At 74.9% G+C, this 21,765-nt stretch carries 16 protein-coding genes and 1 pseudogene; 9 read left to right on the top strand and 8 right to left on the bottom strand.

The window, feature by feature from the left end; translation table 11 throughout:
- Nucleotides 1-22 precede the first annotated feature (22 nt).
- Together SGUI_RS16060 and SGUI_RS16055 are read right to left on the bottom strand one after the other, a co-directional pair.
- Nucleotides 23-1,972 (bottom strand): ABC transporter ATP-binding protein, encoded by a 1,950-nt coding sequence (locus SGUI_RS16060; RefSeq protein ID WP_083190757.1) that lies wholly within the window; start codon nt 1,970-1,972, stop codon nt 23-25.
- Nucleotides 1,969-3,921, bottom strand: coding sequence for an ABC transporter transmembrane domain-containing protein (locus SGUI_RS16055; RefSeq protein ID WP_083190756.1), 1,953 nt, complete (start codon nt 3,919-3,921; stop codon nt 1,969-1,971). Before SGUI_RS16055 ends, SGUI_RS16060 begins: the two co-directional genes overlap by 4 nt.
- Before the next feature lie 106 nt (nt 3,922-4,027).
- Between SGUI_RS16055 and SGUI_RS16050 the strand changes: the two genes are divergently transcribed.
- The 7 genes and pseudogenes from SGUI_RS16050 to SGUI_RS16025 all read left to right on the top strand — a co-directional run bounded on the left by SGUI_RS16050 (nt 4,028) and on the right by SGUI_RS16025 (nt 13,931).
- Complete coding sequence (locus tag SGUI_RS16050) at nt 4,028-4,249, top strand: hypothetical protein (protein WP_066641949.1); 222 nt, start codon at nt 4,028-4,030, stop codon at nt 4,247-4,249.
- Between the two features lie 72 nt (nt 4,250-4,321).
- Nucleotides 4,322-9,388, top strand: coding sequence for an Lhr family ATP-dependent helicase (locus SGUI_RS16045; RefSeq protein ID WP_472537423.1), 5,067 nt, complete (start codon nt 4,322-4,324; stop codon nt 9,386-9,388).
- Between the two features lie 21 nt (nt 9,389-9,409).
- The gene (locus tag SGUI_RS16040; RefSeq protein ID WP_066641944.1) at nt 9,410-10,303 is read left to right on the top strand and encodes a phosphotransferase; all 894 of its coding nucleotides are present in this window, start codon (nt 9,410-9,412) and stop codon (nt 10,301-10,303) included.
- Nucleotides 10,304-10,407: 104 nt separating this feature from the next.
- Nucleotides 10,408-10,584: pseudogene (locus tag SGUI_RS18370) on the top strand (ATP-binding cassette domain-containing protein); the annotation flags it as partial.
- A 113-nt stretch (nt 10,585-10,697) separates the two neighbouring features.
- Nucleotides 10,698-12,113 carry an ATP-binding cassette domain-containing protein gene (locus SGUI_RS18315; RefSeq protein WP_335675412.1) on the top strand — a complete coding sequence of 472 codons (1,416 nt, stop codon included), beginning with the start codon at nt 10,698-10,700 and terminating at the stop codon, nt 12,111-12,113.
- On the top strand, nt 12,110-13,081 hold the full coding sequence (locus SGUI_RS16030) for a hypothetical protein (protein ID WP_066641941.1): 972 nt from the start codon (nt 12,110-12,112) through the stop codon (nt 13,079-13,081). Before SGUI_RS18315 ends, SGUI_RS16030 begins: the two co-directional genes overlap by 4 nt.
- A complete protein-coding gene (locus SGUI_RS16025) occupies nt 13,074-13,931 on the top strand; it encodes a DNA-formamidopyrimidine glycosylase family protein (RefSeq protein ID WP_066641939.1) in 858 nt (285 codons plus the stop codon). The genes SGUI_RS16030 and SGUI_RS16025 overlap by 8 nt, the downstream gene beginning before the upstream one ends.
- A gap of 19 nt (nt 13,932-13,950) precedes the next feature.
- Here the strand turns inward: SGUI_RS16025 and SGUI_RS16020 are convergent, their stop codons facing one another.
- Nucleotides 13,951-15,330: a DUF6395 domain-containing protein gene (locus SGUI_RS16020; RefSeq protein WP_066641938.1), complete on the bottom strand. Its 1,380-nt coding sequence runs from the start codon at nt 15,328-15,330 to the stop codon at nt 13,951-13,953.
- A 106-nt stretch (nt 15,331-15,436) separates the two neighbouring features.
- Here SGUI_RS16020 and SGUI_RS16015 point away from each other — a divergent pair, with 106 nt between their 5' ends.
- Nucleotides 15,437-16,762 (top strand): alpha-amylase family glycosyl hydrolase, encoded by a 1,326-nt coding sequence (locus SGUI_RS16015; RefSeq protein WP_066641936.1) that lies wholly within the window; start codon nt 15,437-15,439, stop codon nt 16,760-16,762.
- 15 nt (nt 16,763-16,777) lie between these two features.
- On the opposite strand, the gene SGUI_RS16010 is transcribed toward SGUI_RS16015, so the two are convergent.
- The 4 genes from SGUI_RS16010 to rimO are packed head-to-tail and all read right to left on the bottom strand — an operon-like array spanning nt 16,778 to nt 19,819.
- The gene (locus SGUI_RS16010) at nt 16,778-17,113 is read right to left on the bottom strand and encodes a helix-turn-helix domain-containing protein (RefSeq protein ID WP_066641935.1); all 336 of its coding nucleotides are present in this window, start codon (nt 17,111-17,113) and stop codon (nt 16,778-16,780) included.
- A 2-nt stretch (nt 17,114-17,115) separates the two neighbouring features.
- Nucleotides 17,116-17,697 carry a CinA family protein gene (locus SGUI_RS16005; protein ID WP_066641933.1) on the bottom strand — a complete coding sequence of 194 codons (582 nt, stop codon included), beginning with the start codon at nt 17,695-17,697 and terminating at the stop codon, nt 17,116-17,118.
- A complete protein-coding gene (pgsA, locus tag SGUI_RS16000; RefSeq protein ID WP_066641932.1) occupies nt 17,694-18,302 on the bottom strand; it encodes a CDP-diacylglycerol--glycerol-3-phosphate 3-phosphatidyltransferase in 609 nt (202 codons plus the stop codon). The genes SGUI_RS16005 and pgsA overlap by 4 nt, the downstream gene beginning before the upstream one ends.
- Nucleotides 18,299-19,819, bottom strand: coding sequence for a 30S ribosomal protein S12 methylthiotransferase RimO (gene rimO, locus SGUI_RS15995; RefSeq protein ID WP_066641930.1), 1,521 nt, complete (start codon nt 19,817-19,819; stop codon nt 18,299-18,301). The genes pgsA and rimO overlap by 4 nt, the downstream gene beginning before the upstream one ends.
- 75 nt (nt 19,820-19,894) lie before the next feature.
- Between rimO and SGUI_RS15990 the strand changes: the two genes are divergently transcribed.
- A complete protein-coding gene (locus SGUI_RS15990) occupies nt 19,895-21,016 on the top strand; it encodes a dipeptidase (protein ID WP_066641928.1) in 1,122 nt (373 codons plus the stop codon).
- A 28-nt stretch (nt 21,017-21,044) separates the two neighbouring features.
- Here the strand turns inward: SGUI_RS15990 and SGUI_RS15985 are convergent, their stop codons facing one another.
- Nucleotides 21,045-21,764, bottom strand: a complete 720-nt coding sequence (locus tag SGUI_RS15985; RefSeq protein WP_066641926.1) for a maleylpyruvate isomerase family mycothiol-dependent enzyme — start codon at nt 21,762-21,764, stop codon at nt 21,045-21,047.
- Between the last annotated feature and the right edge of the window lies 1 nt (nt 21,765).

The raw sequence follows: 21,765 nt of genomic DNA, 5'->3' as shown, positions 1-21,765 counted from the left end.
CGAACCCGGGCGGCGGGGGCGGTCAGCTGGTCCAGGCCCGCCAGAGCGCGGCGTACTCACCCTCGGCGGCCATGAGCTCCTCGTGGCTGCCGAGCTCGACGACGCGGCCGTCCTGCACCACCGCGATCCGGTCGGCGTCGTGGGCCGTGTGCAGCCGGTGCGCGATCGCGACCACGGTGCGCCCGGTGAGCAGGGCGTTCATCGAGCCCTCCAGGTGCCGGGCCGTGCGCGGGTCGATGAGGCTGGTCGCCTCGTCCAGCACGAGCGTGTGCGGGTCGGCCAGGATGAGCCGGGCCAGCGCGATCTGCTGCGCCTGCGCGGGCGTCACCTCGTGGTGGCCCGACCCCAGGACTGTGTCCAGGCCCTGCGGCAGCGCCCGCACCCAGCCGAGCGCGTCGACCGTGGCGAGCGCACGCCATACCCCGTCCTCGCCCGCGCCGTCGCGCGCCAGCTCGACGTTGTCGCGCACCGACCCGCGGAACACGTGGTGCTCCTGGGTGACGAGCGCGACCTCGGTGCGCAGCAGCTCCAGCGGCAGCTCGGTCAGCTCCACGCCGCCGACCCGCACCGTGCCGGCCGTCGGCGCGTGGATGCCCGAGATGAGCCGGCCCAGCGTCGACTTGCCCGACCCGGACGGCCCGACGATCGCCAGCCGCTCCCCCGGCTCCAGCCGCAGGTCGATGCCGTGCAGCACGTCGTGGCCGGGGCGGTAGGCATACCGCAGCCCGCTCCCGACGAGGGTGCTGCCCTCCGGCCGGTCCTCGCCCGCGGTGCGGTCCGGCGGCACCTCGGCGATCCCCAGCAGACGGGTCGTCGAGGCGACGCCGACCTGGAGGCGGTCGATGGTGCCGACCAGCCGGTCGAAGGGCGCGTAGAACAGCTCGATGTAGAGCATCGCCGTGGTGATGTCGCCGATCGTCACCGCATCCCGGGAGTAGAGCCAGGCTCCGACGACGAGGGTGATGACCCGCGGCAGCGAGAAGGCCATGTCCATCACGGCGAAGAGCACGTTGCGCAGCACCAGGCCGTAGCGCTCGGCCTGCGAGGACACCTCGATGTCGTCGACGCCGGCGGAGCGCCGGTCCTGCTGCATCCGGTATGCCTCGACCGTCCGGGCACCCTCCACGGTCTCGGTGAGCGTGCTGTTGATGTCGCTGTAGGTCGCGCCCTCCAGCAGGTAACCGGCCGGCGCCTGCTGCAGGTAGCGGCGGACCTGCCACAGCGACAGCGACGCGGTGACCAGGGTCGGCAGCGCCAGCGCCCAGGAGTTGAGCACCATGAAGACCACGGTGAGCAGCACCGTGACGACCCCGATGATGAACTCGGGCAGGGCCCAGCGCACCGCCCCGCTCATCGAGCCGACGTCACGGGTGACGCGGGTGACGAGGTCGCCGGTGCTGGCCGACTCGACCTTGCCCAGCGGCAGCCGGAGCACGGCCCGGATGACGTGCTCGCGGGCCTGCGCGAGCACGCCCTGGCCGAGCACCGCCGCGAGCCCCTTGGCGGCGTAGGTGAGGACGGCCTGCGCCACGAGCACGACGACGACGAGCAGCACGATGTCGCGCACCACGTCCGCCGCGGGGTCGCCGCCGGAGAGGTCGACCTCGTCGACGAGGTTGCCGAGCAGCCTGGGCACGGCGAGCGCGGTGGCTGCGGCCAGGCCGTTGGCGAGGATGACGAGCACGACGAGCCAGGAGCGCTCGCGCAGCAGCCCGCGCAGGTAGTCCACGACCGTGCGCGACCTCGCCACGGGCAGGCCGCGGTCCGGGTCCAGCGCGGTCACGAGGTTGGCCCGGGCACGCTCGCGACGCAGCGCGTGCCGCTGCCAGAGCAGCCGGTGCCGCTCCCGCAGCCCGGTCGAGCCGGGTGCCGGGGGGCGCAGGAGGTCGGGCACGGCGGGTGCCCGGTCGTCGGCCTCGCGCCAGGTGCGCGCGGAGCGCTCGCGCAGGTCGGGGTCGAGCAGGCTGGTCACGGGGTCACCTCCTGGTCCTCGGCGGTCGTGCCGGTCGTCGTGGTGTTGGTCGTCGCGCCGGTGCCGTCGGTCTCGCCGCGCAGCACCGTCGAGCGGTATGCCGGGTCCCCGGCCACGAGCTCGTCGTGCGAGCCGGTGGCGCTCACCTTGCCGTCGACGAGGAAGGCCACCTCGTCGGCGTGGTGCAGCAGCAGCGGGGAGGCGGTCATGACGACCGTCGTCAGCCCCTGCCGGTGAGCCGGGAGCCGCTCGGCGATGCGGGCCTCGGTGTGGGCGTCCACCGCCGAGGTCGGCTCGACGAGGACGAGCACGGGAGGGTCGGCCGCGAGCGCCCGGGTGAGCACGAGCCGCTGGCGCTGGCCGCCGGACAGGCCGCGGCCGCGCTCGTCGAGCACGCCCTGCCAGCCGCCGGGCAGGATGTCGTAGACGTCCTCGGCGGCGGCCGCGTGCAGCGCGGCCTCGGCCTGCTCGCGGTCCAGCGTGCGGTGCGGGTCGACGGCGTCCTGCAGCGTGCCGGCGAAGACGTGCGCCGCGGTGTCGCTCACGAGCACGAGCGAGCGCAGCTGGTCCAGCGGCAGCCCGGCGATGTCGGTGCCGCCCAGGGTCACGCCCCACGCGCCCTGAGCGCGCGCGGCGTCGCGGCCCTCCAGGTCGGAGCGGACCCGGGACCGCTCGGCGGCGGCCCGGCGGGCGGCGCGGCCGGTGGCCTCGTCGTCGCCGGAGGGCACGGTGTCGCCGGCGGGCAGGTAGCGGCCGAGGCGGTCGGCCAGGCGCGCGCTCTCGTCCGGCAGGGCGCTGACCACCATCGTCAGCCGGCCCGGCCGCACCCGCAGCCCGGAGGCCTCGTCGACCAGCTCGCCGGCGGCCAGCCCGCGGAGCTGGTCGGGCTCCAGCGGCGTCCGGTCCGGCCAGGGGTCGGTGGTGCCGAAGACGCCGATGGTCTTGCGGGCGGAGACGACCGAGCGGGTGATCTGCTGGGCCGCCTCGAAGACGACGCGGATCGGCTGGACCAGGAAGAGGGCATACCCGAGGAAGGTGACGAGCTCACCGATCTCGATGTCGCCCGTGCGCACCCGCTGCACGCCGAGCACCATGAGCGCGACGACGAAGAGCCCCGAGAGCAGCACGCCCACGGCCTCGACGAAGGCGCCCCAGGAGCCCGCCTGCACCCCGGCCTGGCGCACCCGCTGGCTCTGCCGGGCGTAGTTGGCGCCGAAGATGCGCTCGCCGCCGATCCCGCGCAGGATCCGCAGGCCCGCGACGATGTCGGTGGCCATCGAGGTCAGCTCGGAGTCGCGGCTGCGCTCCCGGGTCTGCGCGGCGGCCATGGGGCGCAGCAGGACCGAGGAGACGAGCGCCAGCACCGGCGCCACGAGCAGCACGACGAGGCCGAGCGGCACCGAGATCTGCAGCACGATGACCGCGACGAGGACGTAGGCGACGACATTGCCGACGAGCCGGGAGAAGATCTCGATGAAGTGGCCGAACTGGTCGCCGTCGCTGCCGTTGACGCTGAGCACCTCGCCGGTCGGGGCGCGCCGCGGCATCACGTGGCCCAGCCGGGTGACCTGATGGGTGACCAGCCGGGTCTGGCCGTACGCGGCGTACAGCCAGGAACGCACGACGACCGTGTGGTAGAAGACACCGCTGCTGGCTCCGACCAGCGTGACGAGCAGCAGGGCACCGCACCACAGCGCGGTGCGGCCGGCGTCCCCGACGAGGATGCCCTGGTCGATCGCCTGCCCGAAGATCCACGGGGTGAGGGCTGTCGGCAGCATCCAGAGCAGGCTGAGCAGGCACCCGGCGAGCACGAGGTCGCCCTGCTGGCGCAGCAGCCACCACAGGAAGCGCACCGGGCCCCGGGTGTCGGGTATGCCGATGCCCGCCCGGTGACCGGCCCCGTCGCGGGCGTCGGTCCAGGCGGTGACGGTGGGTGGGAAGTCGCGCATGGCGTCGCTCAGCGTAGGCCGAGGGTCCGACACCGGACCAGCGATTATCGGCCGGGATGAGAGGATGTGCGCAGACGTACCGTCCCGGCGACCTGGAGGAACCCTCGTGAGCACTCGTGCGGACCTGGCCTGGTGGCAGAAGCTGCTGGTCGCGCTGAAGCTGTGGCGCCCGGAGCACCGGACCGACCACCACGCCAAGAAGGAGATGGAGCGCCCGGAGATGCCGCCGGTGACGGGGGCCTACGGCAACCGCGTCGTCACCGCGACGCGCCGCCGCCTGGTGCCCCAGCGCCGGGACGACCGGCCCATCACCAGCACGATGGACTGAGCGCGCAGGTCTGTCGGCGCCCCGTGGCACAGTGACCGGGTGACCGACACCGACGCCCGCCCCGGCACCGCAGTGTCGGCGGTCCCTGACCCCGCCGAGGTGCTCGGGCGCTTCTCCCCCGCGACCCGGGCGTGGTTCGAGGCGTCCTTCGCCGGCCCGACCCCCGCCCAGCTCGGGGCGTGGGACGCGATCAGCCGCGGTGAGCACACGCTCGTCGTGGCCCCGACCGGGTCCGGCAAGACGCTGTCGGCCTTCCTCTGGGTCATCGACCAGATCACCGCGCACCCGCGGGCGTCGCGGTCGGGGAGCTCGACCCGCTCCTCCCGGGGACGGCGGGCGAAGAGCGGGGAGGACGCCGCCGGCAAGGATCCTGCCGAGGAGCCCGGGCGCTGCCGGGTGCTCTACGTCTCGCCGCTCAAGGCGCTCGCGGTCGACGTCGAGCGCAACCTGCGCAGCCCGTTGGTCGGGATCGGCCACGCCGCGCGCCGGCTGGGCCAGGAGGCGCCCGGGGTGAGCGTGGCGGTGCGCTCCGGGGACACCCCGGCGGCGGAGCGACGCGCCTTCGCCAAGGACGGCGCCGAGATCCTCATCACCACCCCGGAGTCGCTCTTCCTGCTGCTCACCTCGCAGGCGCGCAGCGCCCTGACCGGGGTGGAGTCGGTCATCGTCGACGAGGTGCACGCCGTCGCCGGCACCAAGCGGGGGGCCCACCTCGCGCTCACCCTGGACCGGCTGGACCGCCTGCTGCCACGCCCCGCGCAGCGGATCGGCCTGTCCGCGACGGTGCGGCCGGTCGAGGAGGTCGCGCGCTACCTCGCGGGCGGGCGGCCGGTGAGCACCGTGCAGCCGCCCTCGACCAAGAGCTGGGACCTCGAGGTCGTCGTGCCGATCCCCGACATGGCCGACCCCGGTGCCACCGAGCGGCCGGACGCACCGGGCAGCAGCCAGAGCACTGCGCACCGGTCCACCGCACGCGAGGACGACGACTGGTCGCAGGAGGCCGAGGACGTCGCAGACGACGACGAGGACGTCGACGACGACTTCCAGCCGGGGACGGGGCCCGTGCTTCCGGACCTGGACGGCGGGGGCGGGCAGCTCGAGGAGGACGTGTGGGCACCGGCCCCCGACCCCGAGGAGCGCGCCTCGATCTGGCCGCACATCGAGCGCCGGGTCACCGACCTCGTGGCCGCGCAGACCTCGACCCTGGTCTTCACCAACTCCCGTCGGGTCGCCGAGCGCTTCACCTCCCGGCTCAACGAGGAGTGGGACGAGCGGCACGCCGACCCCGAGGAAGGGGCCGAGGGTCCCGGCGAGGGCGCCGACGGCGGTGGCGGCAGGCATACCTCGCGCCCACCCGCCCAGGTCATGGCGCAGGCCGGGTCCGGGGGCAGCGCGCCGCCGGTCCTCGCCCGGGCCCACCACGGCTCGGTGAGCAAGGAGCAGCGCGGCGAGATCGAGGACGCCCTCAAGACCGGGCAGCTGCCCGCCGTCGTCGCCACGAGCAGCCTCGAGCTCGGCATCGACATGGGCGCCGTCGACCTCGTCGTGCAGGTCGCGAGCCCGCCCAGCGTCGCCTCCGGGCTGCAGCGGGTCGGCCGCGCGGGGCACCAGGTCGGCGCCACCAGCCACGGCGCGTTCTTCCCCACCCACCGGGCCGACCTCGTGCAGACCGCGGTCGTCGTGGACCGGATGCGGGAGGGCGCGATCGAGCAGCTGTCGGTGCCGAGCAACCCGCTCGACGTGCTCGCCCAGCAGGTCGTCGCGATGCTGGCGATGGAGGACTGGTCGGTCACCGACCTCTTCGAGCTGGTCCGGCGCAGCGCCTCCTACGCCGCGCTCCCCCGCTCCCTCTTCGACGCGGTGCTCGACATGCTCGCCGGACGCTACCCCGGCGAGGACTTCGCCGACCTGCGCCCGCGCATCGTCTGGGACCGCGTCACCGACACGCTCAGCGCGCGCCGCGGCGCCCAGCTGCTCGCCGTCACCTCCGGCGGCACGATCCCCGACCGCGGCATGTATGCCGTCATGCTCGCCACCGGGGAGGGCCCGGGCCGCCGGGTGGGCGAGCTGGACGAGGAGATGGTCTACGAGTCGCGCGTCGGCGACGTCTTCACGCTCGGCACGACGAGCTGGCGCATCGAGGACATCACCCACGACCAGGTGCTCGTCACGCCGGCGCCGGGCCAGATCGGCCGGCTGCCCTTCTGGAAGGGCGAGTCGCTCGGGCGCCCGGCCGAGCTGGGCGCCGCGGTCGGCGAGTTCGTGCGGCGGACCGCGGGGCTGCCGCGCGAGGCCGCGCTGGAGGAGCTGGCCGGGCGCGGGCTGGACCGCTTCGCGGCGGACAACCTCGTCACCTACCTCGCCGACCAGCGGGAGGCCGTCGGGCACCTGCCGGACGACCGGACGATCGTCATCGAGCGCTTCCGGGACGAGATCGGCGACTGGCGCGTCGTCGTCCACTCCCCGTGGGGCAGCCCGGTGCACGCGCCGTGGGCGCTGTGCCTGGCCGCCCGCCTGCGCGAGCGCTTCGGCGCCGACGTGCAGGCGCTCGCCGCCGACGACGGCATCGTGCTGCGCCTGCCCGACCTCGGCGGGTGGGACGACCCGGGCGAGGTCGCGGGCGGGGCGCCGGGAGAGGGCATACCGACGGGTGGGGCCGGCTCAGGGTCCGACTCCGGGCGAGGCGAGGGTGGCGCCGCGCGGCTGGACGCCGAGATCGCCGAGCTGCTCACCCTCGACCCGGACGAGGTCGCCGACCTGGTCACGCAGGAGATCGGCGGGTCGGCGCTCTTCGCCTCGCGCTTCCGCGAGTGCGCCGCACGGGCGCTGCTGCTGCCGCGCCGCAACCCGGGCAAGCGGCAGCCGCTGTGGCAGCAGCGGCAGCGCTCGGCCCAGCTGCTCGAGGTCGCCGCGCGCTACCCGACCTTCCCCATCGTGCTGGAGGCCGTGCGCGAGTGCGTGCAGGACGTCTACGACGTCGACGCGCTGCGCGAGCTCATGCGCTCGCTCGCCTCCCGCCAGGTGCGCCTCGTCTCGGTCACCACCCCGCGCCCCTCGCCCTTCGCGTCCTCGCTGCTCATGGGCTACATCGCGCAGTTCCTCTACGAGGGCGACTCCCCCCTCGCCGAGCGGCGGGCAGCCGCACTGTCGCTCGACGCCGGCCTGCTCGCCGAGCTGCTCGGCCGGGGCGAGGGCGCGGCGCTGCGCGACCTGCTCGACCCCGAGGTGGTGGCCCGCACCGAGGCCGAGCTGCAGCGGCTGGCCCCTGACCGGCAGGCCCGGGACGCCGAGGAGGTCGTCGACCTGCTGCGCGTGCTCGGCCCGCTGACCCGCGAGGAGCTCCGCGCCCGGACCGTCGAGGAGCAGCGCCCGCAGGTGGACGGCTGGGTCGACTCGCTGGTCGAGGGGCGGCGCGTCATCGAGGTGCGTGTCGCCGGGGAGCAGCGGCTGGCGGACGCGCAGGACGCCGCACGGCTGCGCGACGCGCTCGGCGTGGCGATGCCGGTCGGGGTGCCCGCGGCCTTCCTGGAAGGGGTGGAGGACCCGCTCGCCGACCTCGTGGTGCGGCACGCCCGCACGCACGCCCCCTTCACGCTGGAGTCGCTGGCCGCCCGGCTGGGGCTCGGCAGCGCCGTCGTGCGGGACGCGGTGCGGCGGCAGGTGTCCTCGGGCCGCCTCGTCGTCGGTGCCCTGGCGCCCTCGGGGACGGGCGAGGACGACGTCTGCGACGCCGAGGTGCTGCGGCTGCTGCGCCGCCGCTCGCTGGCCGCGCTGCGGCAGGAGGTCGAGCCGGTCACCCAGGCCGCGTACGCCCGCTTCCTGCCGCGGTGGCAGTCCGTCGGTGAGCTGCGGGGCCTGGACGGCACGCTGCGGGCGGTCGAGCAGCTCGCCGGGGCCCGGGTGCCGGCCTCCGCGCTGGAGTCGCTCGTGCTGCCCGCCCGGGTGGTCGACTACAGCCCGGCGCTGCTGGACGAGCTCATGAGCTCCGGCGAGGTGCTCTGGCAGGGACACGGCTCGCTGCCCGGTGACGATGGCTGGGTCTCCCTGCACCTCGCGGACACCGCACACCTGACGATGGCGGTTCCCGAGGGAGAGGTGGTGGAGTCCGACGGCGCCGCGGCCCCGGAGGAGGGTCCGGCCGCTGCCGTGCTCGAGGTCCTGGAGCGGGTCGTCGGCGGCGCCTACTTCTTCCGCGCGCTGAGCGACGCCGTCGGCTCGCTGGACGACCAGCGGCTCGCCACCACGCTGTGGGACCTCGTCTGGTCCGGGCGGGTGAGCGCCGACACCTACGCCCCCGTGCGCGCGCTGCTCGCCGGTGGGCGCACCACGCACAAGGCGCGGCGGACCCCGTCCCGCGGCGGCCGCTGGTCGCGGACCTCGGTGGCACTCTCCGCCTCCTCCGGCTCCACCCGGCCCGGCCGCCCCTCCCGCTCCGGGCCACCGACCACGGTGGGCCGGTGGGCGCTGCTGCCCCCGGTCGAGACCGACCCGACCGTGCGCGCGCTGGCGGGGGCCGAGCAGCTGCTCGACCGCTACGGCGTCCTCACCCGCGGCTCGGTCGTCGCCGAGGGCATACCGGGCGGCTTCGCGGGGGTCTACCGCGTGCTGTCCGGCGCCGAGGAGGCCGGCCGCGTGCGCCGCGGGTATGTCGTCGAGGGCCTGGGCGCCGCGCAGTTCGGCAGCACCGGCGCCATCGACCGGGTGCGGGCGCTGGACCGGCAGCGCTCCGAGACCACGGCGCCCGGCGAGGCCGAGGCCGTGCTGCTCGCCGCCACCGACCCGGCGAACCCGTTCGGCGCGAGCGTCCCCTGGCCGGCGCTGGAGGAGGAGGTCACCCACCGGCCCGCCCGCAAGGCCGGCTCGATGGTCGTCCTCGTGGACGGCTCGCTCGCGGTCTACCTCGAGCGCGGCGGCCGCAGCGCCCTGACCTTCCCGCCCCCGCCGGAGGCCCAGCACGAGCAGGTCTGGCGCGCGGTGGCCGGGGCGCTGGTCACCGCGGTGCGTCGCGGCACCCTCGGCGGCATCACGATCGCCAAGATCGACGGCGGCGGCGCGCTCTCGTCCACCCACCCGCTGGCCGGTGCCCTGGCCGACGCGGGTTTCCACACCGCCCCTCAGGGCCTGCGGCTGCGTCGCTGACCGGACGCGGACCGAGGGACCATGCACGAGCCGCCGCGGGAGCTGCGCACCGAGCAGGTGCTGGAGCACGTCAGGTCGCTCTGGGACCCGCGGGTGGACACCGTGGAGCACCTGCCGATCGGGTTCGGCGCCTGGCACTGGCGCGCGGAGGTCGGCGGAGAGGCGCGCTGGTTCGTCACCCTCGACCCGCCGTGGTGGCACACCGGTGACTCGTTGGAGGCGACGTATGCCGCTGCCGCCTCGCTCGCCACCGCTCTGCCCACGGTGCACGCGTGCGTGCCGTCGGCACAGGGCCGCTTCACGAGTGCCGTGGGCCGGGGGCGGCTGAGCCTGACCCCGTGGGTGGCCGGGGGTCGGCCGGCCTCGATCGACGCCGAGGCCGTGCAGGCCGTGCTCGACCTGCACGCCAGCCCCGCACCGGAGGGGATCCTCACCTGGGAGCCGACGGTGCAGGCCGACCTGCTCGACGAGCTGGACGCCTGGACGAGCGAGGGGTGGACCGCCGGCCCGCTGGGCGAGGCCGCGCGGTCCGCGGTGCGCGCAGGGACGAGCGACATCGGGCGTGGGCTCGCGGCTTACCTCGACCTCGCCGGCGGTCTCGACCCCTCCACCTACGTCCCCACCCACGGCGAGCCCGGGCTGCACAACCTCATGCGCACCGACGACGGGCGGCTGCTGCTCCTCGACTGGGAGACACTGCGCCTCGCGCCCCGCGAGCGCGACCTCCTCGCCGGGTATGCCGATCTCGTCCCGCACCACCCGGACCTGCTGGACCTCGTGCGTCTCGACTGGCAGCTCGGCGAGGTGCGCTCCTACGCCGACTGGTTGCGCGGCCCGCACGACGACGACGCCGACACCCGCACCGCCCTGGGCGGGTTGCGCGAGGAGCTCGCCGGGCTGGCTACGGCGCGGTAAACGCGTGGCGGCGAGCCGCTCCTGCGCGTAGGGTGCGGCCCATGTGGATCTCCTGACGGCCCCCGCCACCGTCCGCGCCCCGTGCGCCGCGCCCCAGGAGATCCATGCCTTCCCCCGCCTCCCTGCCCTCCTCCACCGCCTCCGGCCCCGACCACCTCCGGCTGGACGGCGTGTCCAAGTCCTTCCCCGACCGCCGGGTCCTCACCGACGTCTCGCTGGTGGTGTCCTCCGGCGAACGGGCCTGCCTCATCGGCGAGAACGGCTCGGGGAAGTCGACCCTGCTGCGGCTCGTCGCCGGGCTCCTGCCCGTGGACGCCGGATCGATCCAGGCTCCCGGCGAGGTCGGGCTGTACCATCAGCAGGCCCCTTCGACCTGGCGCTCACCGTCGGTGAGGTGCTCACCGGGGCCACGGCTGCGGTCCGCGACCTCGTCGCCCGGGTCGAACGAGCCGGCGAGGCGCCGGCGCGCGGGGAGGACGGTGCCGGCGTGGCCCTCGACACCGCGCTGGAGTCGGCCCGCCGCCACCACGCGTGGGAGATCGACCACCGGACGGACCAGGTGGTGCACGGCCTCGGCCTCGCGCACCTGCCCCGTCGGCGTCCCGCGGCGGACCTGTCCGGGGGCCAGCTGTCCCGGCTCTCGCTCGCCTGGACGCTGCTGCGCACCCCGGACACGCTGCTGCTGGACGAGCCGACCAACCACCTCGACGACGCCGGGACGGCCCTGCTCACCGAGCTGCTCGGCACCTGGTCCGGTCCGGTGCTGCTCGCGAGCCACGACCGGGCCTTCCTCGACGAGACAGCCACCACCGTCCTGGACCTGGACCCGGCGCCGGTGGCCCACGCCCGGGTGGCCGACGACCACGACTCCCCCGGCTCGGGCTTCGGGCTCACCCGGTTCACCGGCAGCTACACGGCATACCTGGAGCAGCGACGCGACGAACGGGAGAGGTGGGTGCGCCGCTACCGCGACGAGCAGCAGGAGCGGGAGCGCCTGCGCCGCAAGGTCCGCGAGGACCACACGGTCGGTCATGCCGAGCGTGCGCCGCGCACCGAGGCCCGGATCAGCAAGAAGTTCTACGCCGATCGCAACGCGAAGGTGGTCTCCCGGCGGGTGAACGACGCCACCACGGCCCTGGCCCGTCTCGAGCGGGAGCAGGTGCGCAAGCCCCCGGCCAGGCTGCGCTTCCGCCGCCTCGGCGCGCCCGACCGCCCCCGGCAGGACGGGCCGGGGCCTGTCCTCACCGCCACCGACGTGACGGTGACAGGGCGTCTGCGACCCGTCTCCCTGGCCGTCGGTGCGCGCGGCAGGCTGCTCGTCACCGGACCGAACGGGTCCGGCAAGTCCACGCTGCTCGCGCTGCTCGCCGGTCACCTCGACCCCGACGGCGGGTCGGTGACGACGAACCCGCGGCTGCGCGTCGGCCTGCTCGCCCAGGGCGTCACCGGAGGTGATGGCTCCCTCACCGCGCGGCAGGCGTATGCCCGGACCGTCGGTGAGGAGCTGGCGGCACGTCACCCGTTGCCGACCCTCGGCCTCATCGCCGGGCGCGACCTCGACCGCCCGGTGCGGGAGCTGTCGATCGGCCAGCGTCGCCGGCTGGACCTCGCGACGGTCCTGGCCGTCCCGCCCGACCTGCTGCTCCTGGACGAGCCCACCAACCACCTGTCCCTCCTGCTCGTCTCCGAGCTCGAGCTCGGCCTGGCCGACCACCCGGGCGCCGTGGTGGTGGCCAGCCACGACCGGTGGCTGCGGGAGGACTGGGTGGGTGAGCGGCTGGAGCTGCCCGGCGAGACACTGGAGGGGTGAACCCGCCCGACACCACCCGGCGCACCGGGCTGAACCGCACCGTGCTGCTGCGGCCGGGCGCGCCGTGGCACGGGCACCGGGCGGGACGGGTCCTCGGTGCCACCGGGCTGTCCGGGGCCGTCGCGGAGGCGGCGGCCGGCGCCGGGGTCCGCATCGACGACGCGCCGCTGGCCACCCTCGACCGCTCCCTGACCGCTGGCGAGGACTGGGCCGAGGCCGTCGCGGGGGCCTGGACCGAGGCCTTCACCCACCTGCTGCGCAGCCTGCGGACGCCCACCGCCGCCGACCGGGCCGCGCGCGCGGAGTGGGACGAGCGGGACTGGTCGCGCTGGGCGGCGGTGCGCCGGACCGTCGTGTGCGGCGGCGTCGTCGCCGGTGAGCTGGGGGCGCGGGCGGCGCGCGACCCCCGATGGGTGGCCCTCGGTGCCGAGCTCTCGCCCGACCCCGCCCGCGCCTCCCTGCTGGGCCTGGCCGCGGGGCTGGACGACGACGGCCTGGTCCTCGACCTGGGTCACTCGAGCATCAAGGCCGCGACCGTCCGGGGCGGCGTCCTCGCCCCCACGAGAGGTGTGCCGGTGCCCTGGCAGCCCTTCGAGACCGTCACCTGGCCCTCGCCCGAGGACGTCCTGGGCATCGTGGTCGGGGCCGCGCGGGCGGCGTTGGGCGACGTCGTCGGCGCGCCCGACGACGGACCGCTCGAGGTGCGGGTCGCGATCGCCAACTACGTCGTCGGCGGCGTCCTGGACGAGGACGACACCTACGGCACGCTGCGCCGGCTGGGACCCGACCCCCGCGACCTGCTCTCCCGGACGCTCACCCGCGGCCTGGACCGCCCGTGCACCGTGAGCCTGCTCGTCAACGACGGTGCGGCCGCCGCGCTCGGGGCGCACGACCCGGCCCAGGGACAGGAACCGACCGCGGTCATCAGCGTCGGCACCTCCCTCGGCCTGGGGTTCGCCGGTGCCTGAGGGTGACGCGGTGTGGCGGACCGCCCGGCGGCTGCACCAGGGTCTGGCCGGGCAGGTCCTGGAGGGGTCGGACCTGCGCGTCCCCGCGCACGCCACCGCCGACCTGTCCGGCCGCCGCACCCTGGAGGTGGTGCCGCGCGGCAAGCACCTGCTGCACCGGGTCGAGGGTGACGTCACCGTGCACAGCCACCTGCGGATGGAGGGCTCCTGGCGGGTCCACCCGGTGGCGCGCCGGCACGCGCTGGGGCGACGGCATACCGTCCGGGCGCTGCTGTGGACGCCGCAGCGGGTCGCCGTGGGCGACTCCCTGGGGATGCTGGAGCTGGTCCGCACCAGCGAGGAGCACCGGGTCGTGGGCCACCTGGGGCCGGACCTGCTCGACCCCGGCTACGACGCCGACCTCGCGCTGGCCAACGTGCTGGCCGACCCGGCACGCACCATCACCGAGGCCTGCCTGGACCAGCGCAACGTCGCGGGCATGGGCACGATCTTCACCGCCGAGCCGCTCTTCCTGCTCGGGATCAACCCCTGGACCCCCGTCGGCGACCTCGAGGAGGCGCAGGTGGCCGAGCTGCTGGCCACCGCGCGCCGGCTGCTCGTGCTCAGCTGCCGGGTCGGGCGGACGACGATCACCGGGCGCGGCGACGTCAACGACGACGACGCCTGGGTGCACGGGCGCATGGGCCTGCCCTGCAAGCGTTGCGGCACCACCATCCGACTCGCCCCCATCGGGGTCCAGCCGCAGCAGCGGGTGATGTTCTCCTGCCCGACCTGCCAGGGAGGACGTGCCCCCACCGACGACGGCCGGCCGCAGTCACCGCTGGGCCACGGGCGGCGGCCGAGCTACTGACCCGGGCTACAGCCGCGAGCTAACGACGCCGGGCGAGCACGCTGCGCACCCGGGCGCGCAGCACCCGCCGGACCCGGCCGGTCGCGCGGGGCAGCAGGTCCTGCGGGGGGTGCTCGGCGAACCACGCCTCCAGGTCCGCCTGGGCCTGCGAGCGGTCCAGCCCGCGCACCTCGTAGGCCCGCACGGCCTCCTCCTCCGACGGCTTCATGGGCGGGGCGACCCGGTGCACCCGGTCGGCCACCTCCTGCCGGTAGCGCTCGGGCACGAGCGCGAGCGCGGGCTCGTAGGACCGGTCCAGCCAGTCCAGCGGGTCCGGGCCGGTCTTGGCGGCCACGAGGCGCAGCAGCTCGCTGTCACCGCCGCCCGCGAGGTAGCGGTGGACGGTGTGCGCGACCACCGGCTCGACCTTGATCGGGTCCGCGAGCAGGTGACCGCGCGGCTCGAGCCCTCGCCACTGCCGCTCCAGCGCCGCGGCGTCCGGCCAGGTGCCGGTCACCGCCCCGGCGAGCAGCGTCTTGCGCGCGCACTTGGCGCACCGGCCGCACGGCCGCCCGAGGCGACGCCCGCGCACGCAGGACTGCGCCGCCGCCCCGAGCGGGTGGGTGTGGACGATCCGGCTCGTCACGACCTCGGACACCCCGGCGACGGGCACGCACACCTCTAGCCCGACGGCCGCGAAGACCTCACCCCACTCCCCCAGGAAGGGCGAGCCGGCGAAGTCGCGGAAGTAGCCGCGCTGCAGCCGGTAGGTCGCCTCCAGCGGGGCGCCCCAGGCCACGGCGTCCAGCGCGTCCCGGTCGGCGTGCAGGAGCAACGGCACCGCCGTCGTGAAGTCGTGCGGGAAGCCCATCTCGGCGCGGAGGTACTCCACGTCGCTGCCCACCACCTCGACCGGCCATCCCTGCGCGCGGAGCAGCGCACAGGACTGCTCGGCGGCGCGGGTGACGAACATCGTGGCCCGAGGGTCCCCCTGCGGAGCGCGGCGCAGCAGGTGGTAGGACCGGGTCCGCGCCGGCATCACGGCGAGCGTCGCGACGCTGTCGGTCCCGCCGCTGAAGCACAGCCCAGGTGCCCCGTCGCCGTCCATCGGCCGGGGCCGGGGCGTCAGGTGGGGGTCCACCGTCCCCAGCCGCAGCCCGGGCCCCTCGCGCAGCGCCTGAGCGAGCGCCGGGCTCGCGGCGACCGACGTGGTGACCGGCACCTTCCGCACGATCCACGGCCGGGCCGAGAGGACCGCCGAGAGCACGAGCAGGTCGGGGTGCACCGCACCCGGCTCCACCCCCACCTCGAAGGTCGCGGTATGCCGGGCCAGAGCCCCCTTGCGCTCGTCCGGCTCCCCCTCGCCCGGGACCAGCCCGACCCGCACCCGGCCCTGCTCGTGCGTGATGTCGAGGTGCATCAGCGAGCGCGGACGACGGGGGCGGGCATGGCCCCGGAGCGTACCCGCCCGGCCTGCTCCCCCGCCCGGTGGACCGTCGGGGCGCCGCACGACATACTGGCGCGTCGTGCCGACCTCCGACCACACCCCCGCCGCCCCGGTCCGCCTCACCCACCCCGAGTGGTCCAAGGACGCGGTGATCTACCAGATCAACCAGCGCCACTTCACCCCCGAGGGCACCTTCGCCGCCGCCGCCGAGCACCTGCCCCGGCTGCGCGACCTGGGCGTCGACATCCTCTGGCTCATGCCGATCAACCCCATCGGCGAGCAGAACCGCAAGGGCGGGCTGGGCTCCCCGTACGCCGTGCGCGACTACCTCGCGGTCAACCCCGAGTTCGGCACGCTGGGCGACCTGCGCGACTTCGTGGACCGCGCGCACGACCTCGGCCTGCGGGTCATCGTCGACTGGGTCGCCAACCACACCGCGTGGGACAACGCGCTGACCACCGAGCACCCGGAGTGGTACCGCACCGACTTCAAGGGCGACTTCGTGCCGACCCCGTGGTGGGACTGGGACGACGTCATCGACCTCGACTACGACCAGCCGGGGCTGCGGGCCTACATGGCGCAGGCCATGGCCCACTGGGTGCGCGAGGCCGACATCGACGGCTTCCGCTGCGACGTCGCCGGCTACGTCCCCGTGGACTTCTGGGAGACCGCGCGGGCCGAGCTGGAGGCGATCAAGCCGGTCTTCCTGCTCGCCGAGTGGGAGAACCGCGACCTGCACGTCGGCGCCTTCGACGCGACGTACGCCTGGTCCTGGAACGAGACCATGCACCACATCGCGCACGGCCGGGCGAGCGCCACCGACCTCAAGGTCTACTACGCCTGGAACGAGCGGGCCTACCCCCGCGACGTCATGCGCATGCTCTTCGTGTCCAACCACGACAAGAACGCCTGGGAGGGCACGGAGTACGAGCAGTTCGGCCCGATGCTCGACGCCGCGGTCGTCATGTCGGTGGTCAGCGAGGGGATCCCGATGATCTACAGCGGGCAGGAGGCCGGCAACGACCGGCGGCTCACCTTCTTCGACAAGGACGAGATCGTCTGGCGCGAGGACCCCCAGGGCGAGCTCTACCGGCGGCTCATCGCGCTGAAGAAAGCGCACCCGGCGCTGTGGAACGCCGCGTGGGGCGCGCGCATGGTGCGGGTGCCCAACGACGCGGAGGACCGGGTCATCAGCTTCGTGCGCGTGCACGAGTCCGGGGACGCCGTGGTCGCGGCCTTCAACCTCAGCGACGCGCCGGCGCGCATCACGCTGGCGGTGGCTCCGGGGCAGGACCTGGGCTACGTCGACGCCTTCGACGGCGACAGCACCGTGGAGTATGCCGAGGGCTCGGTCTGGGAGCTGCCGGCGTGGGGCTACCGGGTCGGGGTCACGCCGCGGGCGTGAGGAGCCGGGCGGGGCTCAGGCGGCGGGGACGACCGCGTCGCGGCGGGGCATACGCCGGGTGTCGATCGTCCTGGCCAGGCCCTCGGTGAGCACCGTGGTCATCTGCGTCTCGGCGGTCTCGGTGAGGCTGACCCGGTCGGCGACCGTCGACAGCATCTGGGAGAGCGGCACGTCCAGCGCCCGGCAGATCGAGGCCAGCAGCTCAGAGCTGGCTTCCTTCTCCCCGCGCTCGATCTCGGAGAGGTAGCCCAGGGAGCAGGACGCCGAGGAGCTGACCTCGCGCAGGGTGCGCCCCTGCGTCTGGCGCGTCTCCCGGAGCGCGTCACCCAGCTCACGTCGCAGCAGCACCATCGTCAACCCTCCTCGTCCTCTCGTCGCGCGTCTCGATCCTGCGTGGTGGTCCTCCCGGCCACGGGTGCCGCGGCGGCAGGTCCTGTCTCTACCGTACCCCGTGCCGCTGACACAGCCCCGCTCAGGCGTCCCCGGAGCAGCTCGAGAGCCTGCTCGACGGTGCCGGCGCGGATCTGGTCACGGTCTCCACGCAGGGTCAACACCCGGTGACCCACCACCTGTTCCCCGTGGGCCAGGGCGAGGTGCACGGTCCCCACCGGGTGTCCCTCGCTGGGGTCTGGTCCCGCGACCCCGGTCGTCGCCAGGCACCAGTCCGCACCCAGCGACCGCGCCCCGCCGAGGGCCATCGCCTCCGCACACTCTTGGGAGACGGTGCCGCGCTCGCGCACGACCTCGGACGGGACCCCGAGCAGCGCCTCCTTGACCTCCGCGGCGTAGGCCACGACCGCGCCGCGCACCACGGCGCTGGCCCCCGGCACGTCGGTCAGCGCGGCGGACACCATCCCCCCGGTGAGCGACTCCGCCGTGCCCACGCTCTCGCCCCGGTCCCGCAGCAGGGCGACGACCTGCGCGGGGGCGGTCACGACCTGCTGCTTGGCCGGGCGAAGGCCTGGCGCACGTAGTCGACGCCGGTGACGACGGTGACGACCGCCGCGGCATACATGACCCACACACCGATCGCGTCGACGACACCGCCGAGCGGGGCCAGCACGACCGCGATGCCGATCGACTGGAGCACGGTCTTGAGCTTGCCGCCGCGGCTGGCCGGGATGACGCCGCGCCGGATGACGACGAAGCGCATGAGGGTGATGGCGACCTCGCGCACGAGGATGACGACGGTCACCCACCAGGGCAGCAGGGAGAGCAGGGACAGGCCGATGAGCGCCATCCCGATGAGCGCCTTGTCGGCGATCGGGTCCATGAGCTTGCCGAAGGAGGTGATGAGCGCGTGCTTGCGGGCCAGGTGCCCGTCCACCCAGTCGGTGCCGATCGCGACGAGGAAGACCACCAGCGCCCACCACCGCAGGCCCACGTCCTCGCCGCCGCCGGAGAGCAGCAGCCAGCCGAAGAGCGGCACGAGCAGGATGCGCAGCACGGTGAGCGCGTTGGGCAGGTTCCACGACGACACCCGCTCCGCCACCGCGGCCGTCGCGATCTCCGGGCCGTCAGGGTCGTGCGGGCCGATCACGGCCGGTCCCCCGCAGGGGTCTCCGGGACCGCCACGAGGTCGACGCCCTCGGAGTCCACGACCCGTGCGGTGACCAGGGCGCTGGGGGCGAGCTCGGGCACACCCCCGTCCTCGGTGACGAGGTAGGTCACGCCGTCGACGTCCGGCCCCTGCTGGCCGGCGCGGCCCACCAGACGGGGCTCGTCGACGTCGGCATCGTCCATCTCCACCGACTCCACGAGCACCTCGACGAGCGTGCCGACGCGCTCGGCGGCGCGCTGCGCGGTGAGCTCCTCGACGAGCGCCTGCACCTGCTCGACCCGCTCCCGGACGACGTCCTCGTCGAGCTTGTCGGCATACCCCTCGGCCTCGGTGCCGTCCTCGTCGGAGTAGCCGAAGACCCCCACGACGTCCAGCCGCGCCTCGGTGAGGAAGGCGGTGAGCTCGGCGAGGTCGTCCTCGGTCTCCCCCGGGAAGCCGACGATGACGTTGGTGCGGATGCCGGCCTCGGGCACCCGGGCACGGACCTGCTCGAGCAGGCCGAGGAAGGACGCGCGGTCGCCGAAGCGGCGCATCCGACGCAGCAGCGGCCCGGAGGCGTGCTGGAAGGAGATGTCGAAGTAGGGCACGACGCCCGGCGTGGAGGCCATCGCGTCGAGCAGGTCGGGCCGGATCTCGGCCGGCTGCAGGTAGGACACTCGCACCCGCTCGATGCCGGCGACCTGGGTGAGCTCGGGCAGCAGCGCGTCCACGAGCCGCAGGTCGCCGAGGTCCTTGCCGTAGGACGTGGTGTTCTCGCTGACGAGGAAGACCTCCTTGACGCCGCGCTCCCCCAGCCACGCGGCCTCGGCGAGGATCTCCTGCGGCGTCCGCGAGACGAAGGCGCCGCGGAACATCGGGATCGCGCAGAACGCGCACCGCCGGTCGCAGCCCGAGGCGATCTTCAGCGGCGCCCAGGGGCGACCGTCCAGGCGCGCCCGCACGACGCGGGGGCCGGTGGCCGGCGCGACCTGCTCCAGCGGCACGCGGTCGGGCTCGTCCTGGCCGGTCGGGGTGGCCGGCTGCTGGTGCCCGGGCAGGGCGACCCCCGATGAGGAGGTATGCCGGTCGCGCGGTGAGATCGGCAGCAGCCGCCGTCGGTCGGAGGGCACGTGCGAGGGCACGGCCTCCCCGGCCAGGATGCTGCGCAGGTGCGTCGACATGTCGCGGTAGGAGTCGAAGCCGAGGACGGCGTCCGCCTCGGGCAGCTCGGCGGCGAGCTGCTCGCCGTAGCGCTCGGCCATGCAGCCGACGGCCACGACCTTCTGCGTGCGGCCGGTCTCCTTGAGGTCGTTGGCCTCGAGCAGCGCGTCGATGGAGTCCTTCTTGGCCTGCTCGACGAAGCCGCAGGTGTTGACCACGGCGACGTCCGCCTCGGCGGCGTCGTCCACCAGCGTCCAGCCCTCGGAGGCGAGGCGGCCGGCCAGCTCCTCGGAGTCCACCTCGTTGCGGGTGCACCCGAGGGTGACGACGGCGACGCTGCGGGTGGGCGAGGACATTCCCCGAGTGTAGGTGCGTCACAGGGTGCCGACCTAGCCGCGGCGCCGTGGCGCCGGGCGTGGTCTGATGGGCCGGTGACGGACGCCACCCTCCCTGATCTCCTCGTCGTCGACGGCCACAACGACCTGCCCTGGGCGCTGCGCGAGCTCGCCGGTGCCGAGCGGGCCCTCGAGGTCGCGCTGGACGCCGACACCTCGGCGCGCGGTCTGCATACCGATCTGGAGCGGCTGCGGCGCGGCGGCGTCGGCGGGCAGTTCTGGTCGGTCTACGTCCCCTCCTCCCTCACCGAGGCGCAGGCCGTGGTCGCCACCCTGGAGCAGGTCGACCTCGTGCACCGGATGGTCGCGAGGTATGCCGACCGCCTCGCGCTGGCGACCACCGCGGCCCAGGTGGAGGCGGCGATGGCGCAGGGGCGGGTGGCCTCCCTGCTGGGCGCCGAGGGCGGGCACTCGATCGGGTCCTCGCTCGGCGTGCTGCGGGTGCTGCACCGGCTCGGGGTGCGCTACCTGACCCTGACGCACAACCACAACACGCCCTGGGCGGACAGCGCGACGGACGAGCCCGAGCACGGAGGGCTCACCGAGTTCGGGCGCGAGGTCGTGCGCGAGATGAACCGGGTCGGGATGCTCGTCGACCTGTCGCACGTCGCCGCGGCGACGATGCGGGACGCGCTGGAGGTGTCACAGGCGCCGGTGGTCTTCAGCCACAGCAACGCCCTCGCGCTGTGCGGCTCGCCCCGCAACGTGCCGGACGACGTGCTGGAGCGGATGGCCGCGGGCGGCGGGGTGTGCATGGCGACCTTCGTGCCGCAGTTTGTGGCGCAGGAATGCTGGGAGTGGAAGCTGGAGTCGCGCGAGGCGGCCCGGGCGGCAGGGATCGACCCCAACGACCACCCCGTCATGACCGCCTTCAGCCTGGCCCGGCAGGAGCGGCACCCCCGCCCGGAGGCCACCCTCGCCCAGGTGGCCGACCACCTCGACCACCTCCGGGAGGTCGCCGGGGTGGAGCACGTCGGCCTCGGTGGCGACCTCGACGGCACCGAGCAGGTGGTCGTCGGGCTCGAGGACGTCTCGACCTACCCGGCGCTGCTGGCCGAGCTGGCCGACCGGGGGTGGAGCGAGGAGGACCGGCGCGGGCTCACCCACGGCAACGTGCTGCGCGTCCTGCGGGACGCCGAGGCGGTCGCCGGACGCTAGACGTCCGGTCGCGGTCAGGGCCGGTCCGTCAGAGCCAGGCCGGCAGCTCGGGCAGCGGCTGCCCGTCCGCCGTCGCGACCGGGAGGGTCGTGGGGCGGCCGGTGACCCAGGCCGCGAGGGCGCGGACGTCGCCGACCACCTCGGTGGCGTCGGGACCGGGCCGCCCGATCTCCCAGCGGCCGACCCCGTCCTCCCGCAGCACCAGGCTCGGGTGGGTCTCGTCGCGCGAGCGCTGCTTCGCCGCGTCCTCCACGAGGGCGCTGGCGAAGTCGTCGGGGAGGTCCTCGTCGGTCGCGGCGCCGTCGAGGTCGAGGGCGTGCAGGTAGACCTCCCGGGCGCGCAGCCACGGGACGACCGAGGCCGGGACCTCGGTGCCCTGCCGGACCCGGACGCGGGCCTCCCAGTGCTCCTCGTCCAGGGCGGCGACGCCCTCGTCGAGCTCACGCGTGGCCTGCTCCGAGCGGGCGCGCACGTCCTGCGGGTCGGCGGCCGCGAGCTCCTCGATGTCGGCGTCCCGCGACTCGGGCGAGGCATACATCGGCGTCTCGACCCCGGTCCTGGCCCAGGTCAGGAGGTTGAGCAGCGCCTCGGCGTTGAGCGCGACGTGCGCCACGACGTGCGCGCGGCTCCACCCGGGCAGGGCCGAGGGCGCCTCTAGGGCCGGACCCTCCAGCGCGGCCAGGGTCGCGTCCCACAGGCGCGTGCCCTCGGTCACCCACGTCAGCGAGACCTCGCGCGACGGTGCCACG

The organism is Serinicoccus hydrothermalis, from assembly GCF_001685415.1.
GTDB lineage: Bacteria > Actinomycetota > Actinomycetes > Actinomycetales > Dermatophilaceae > Ornithinicoccus > Ornithinicoccus hydrothermalis.
This window is presented reverse-complemented; position numbering and strand designations above follow the sequence as displayed.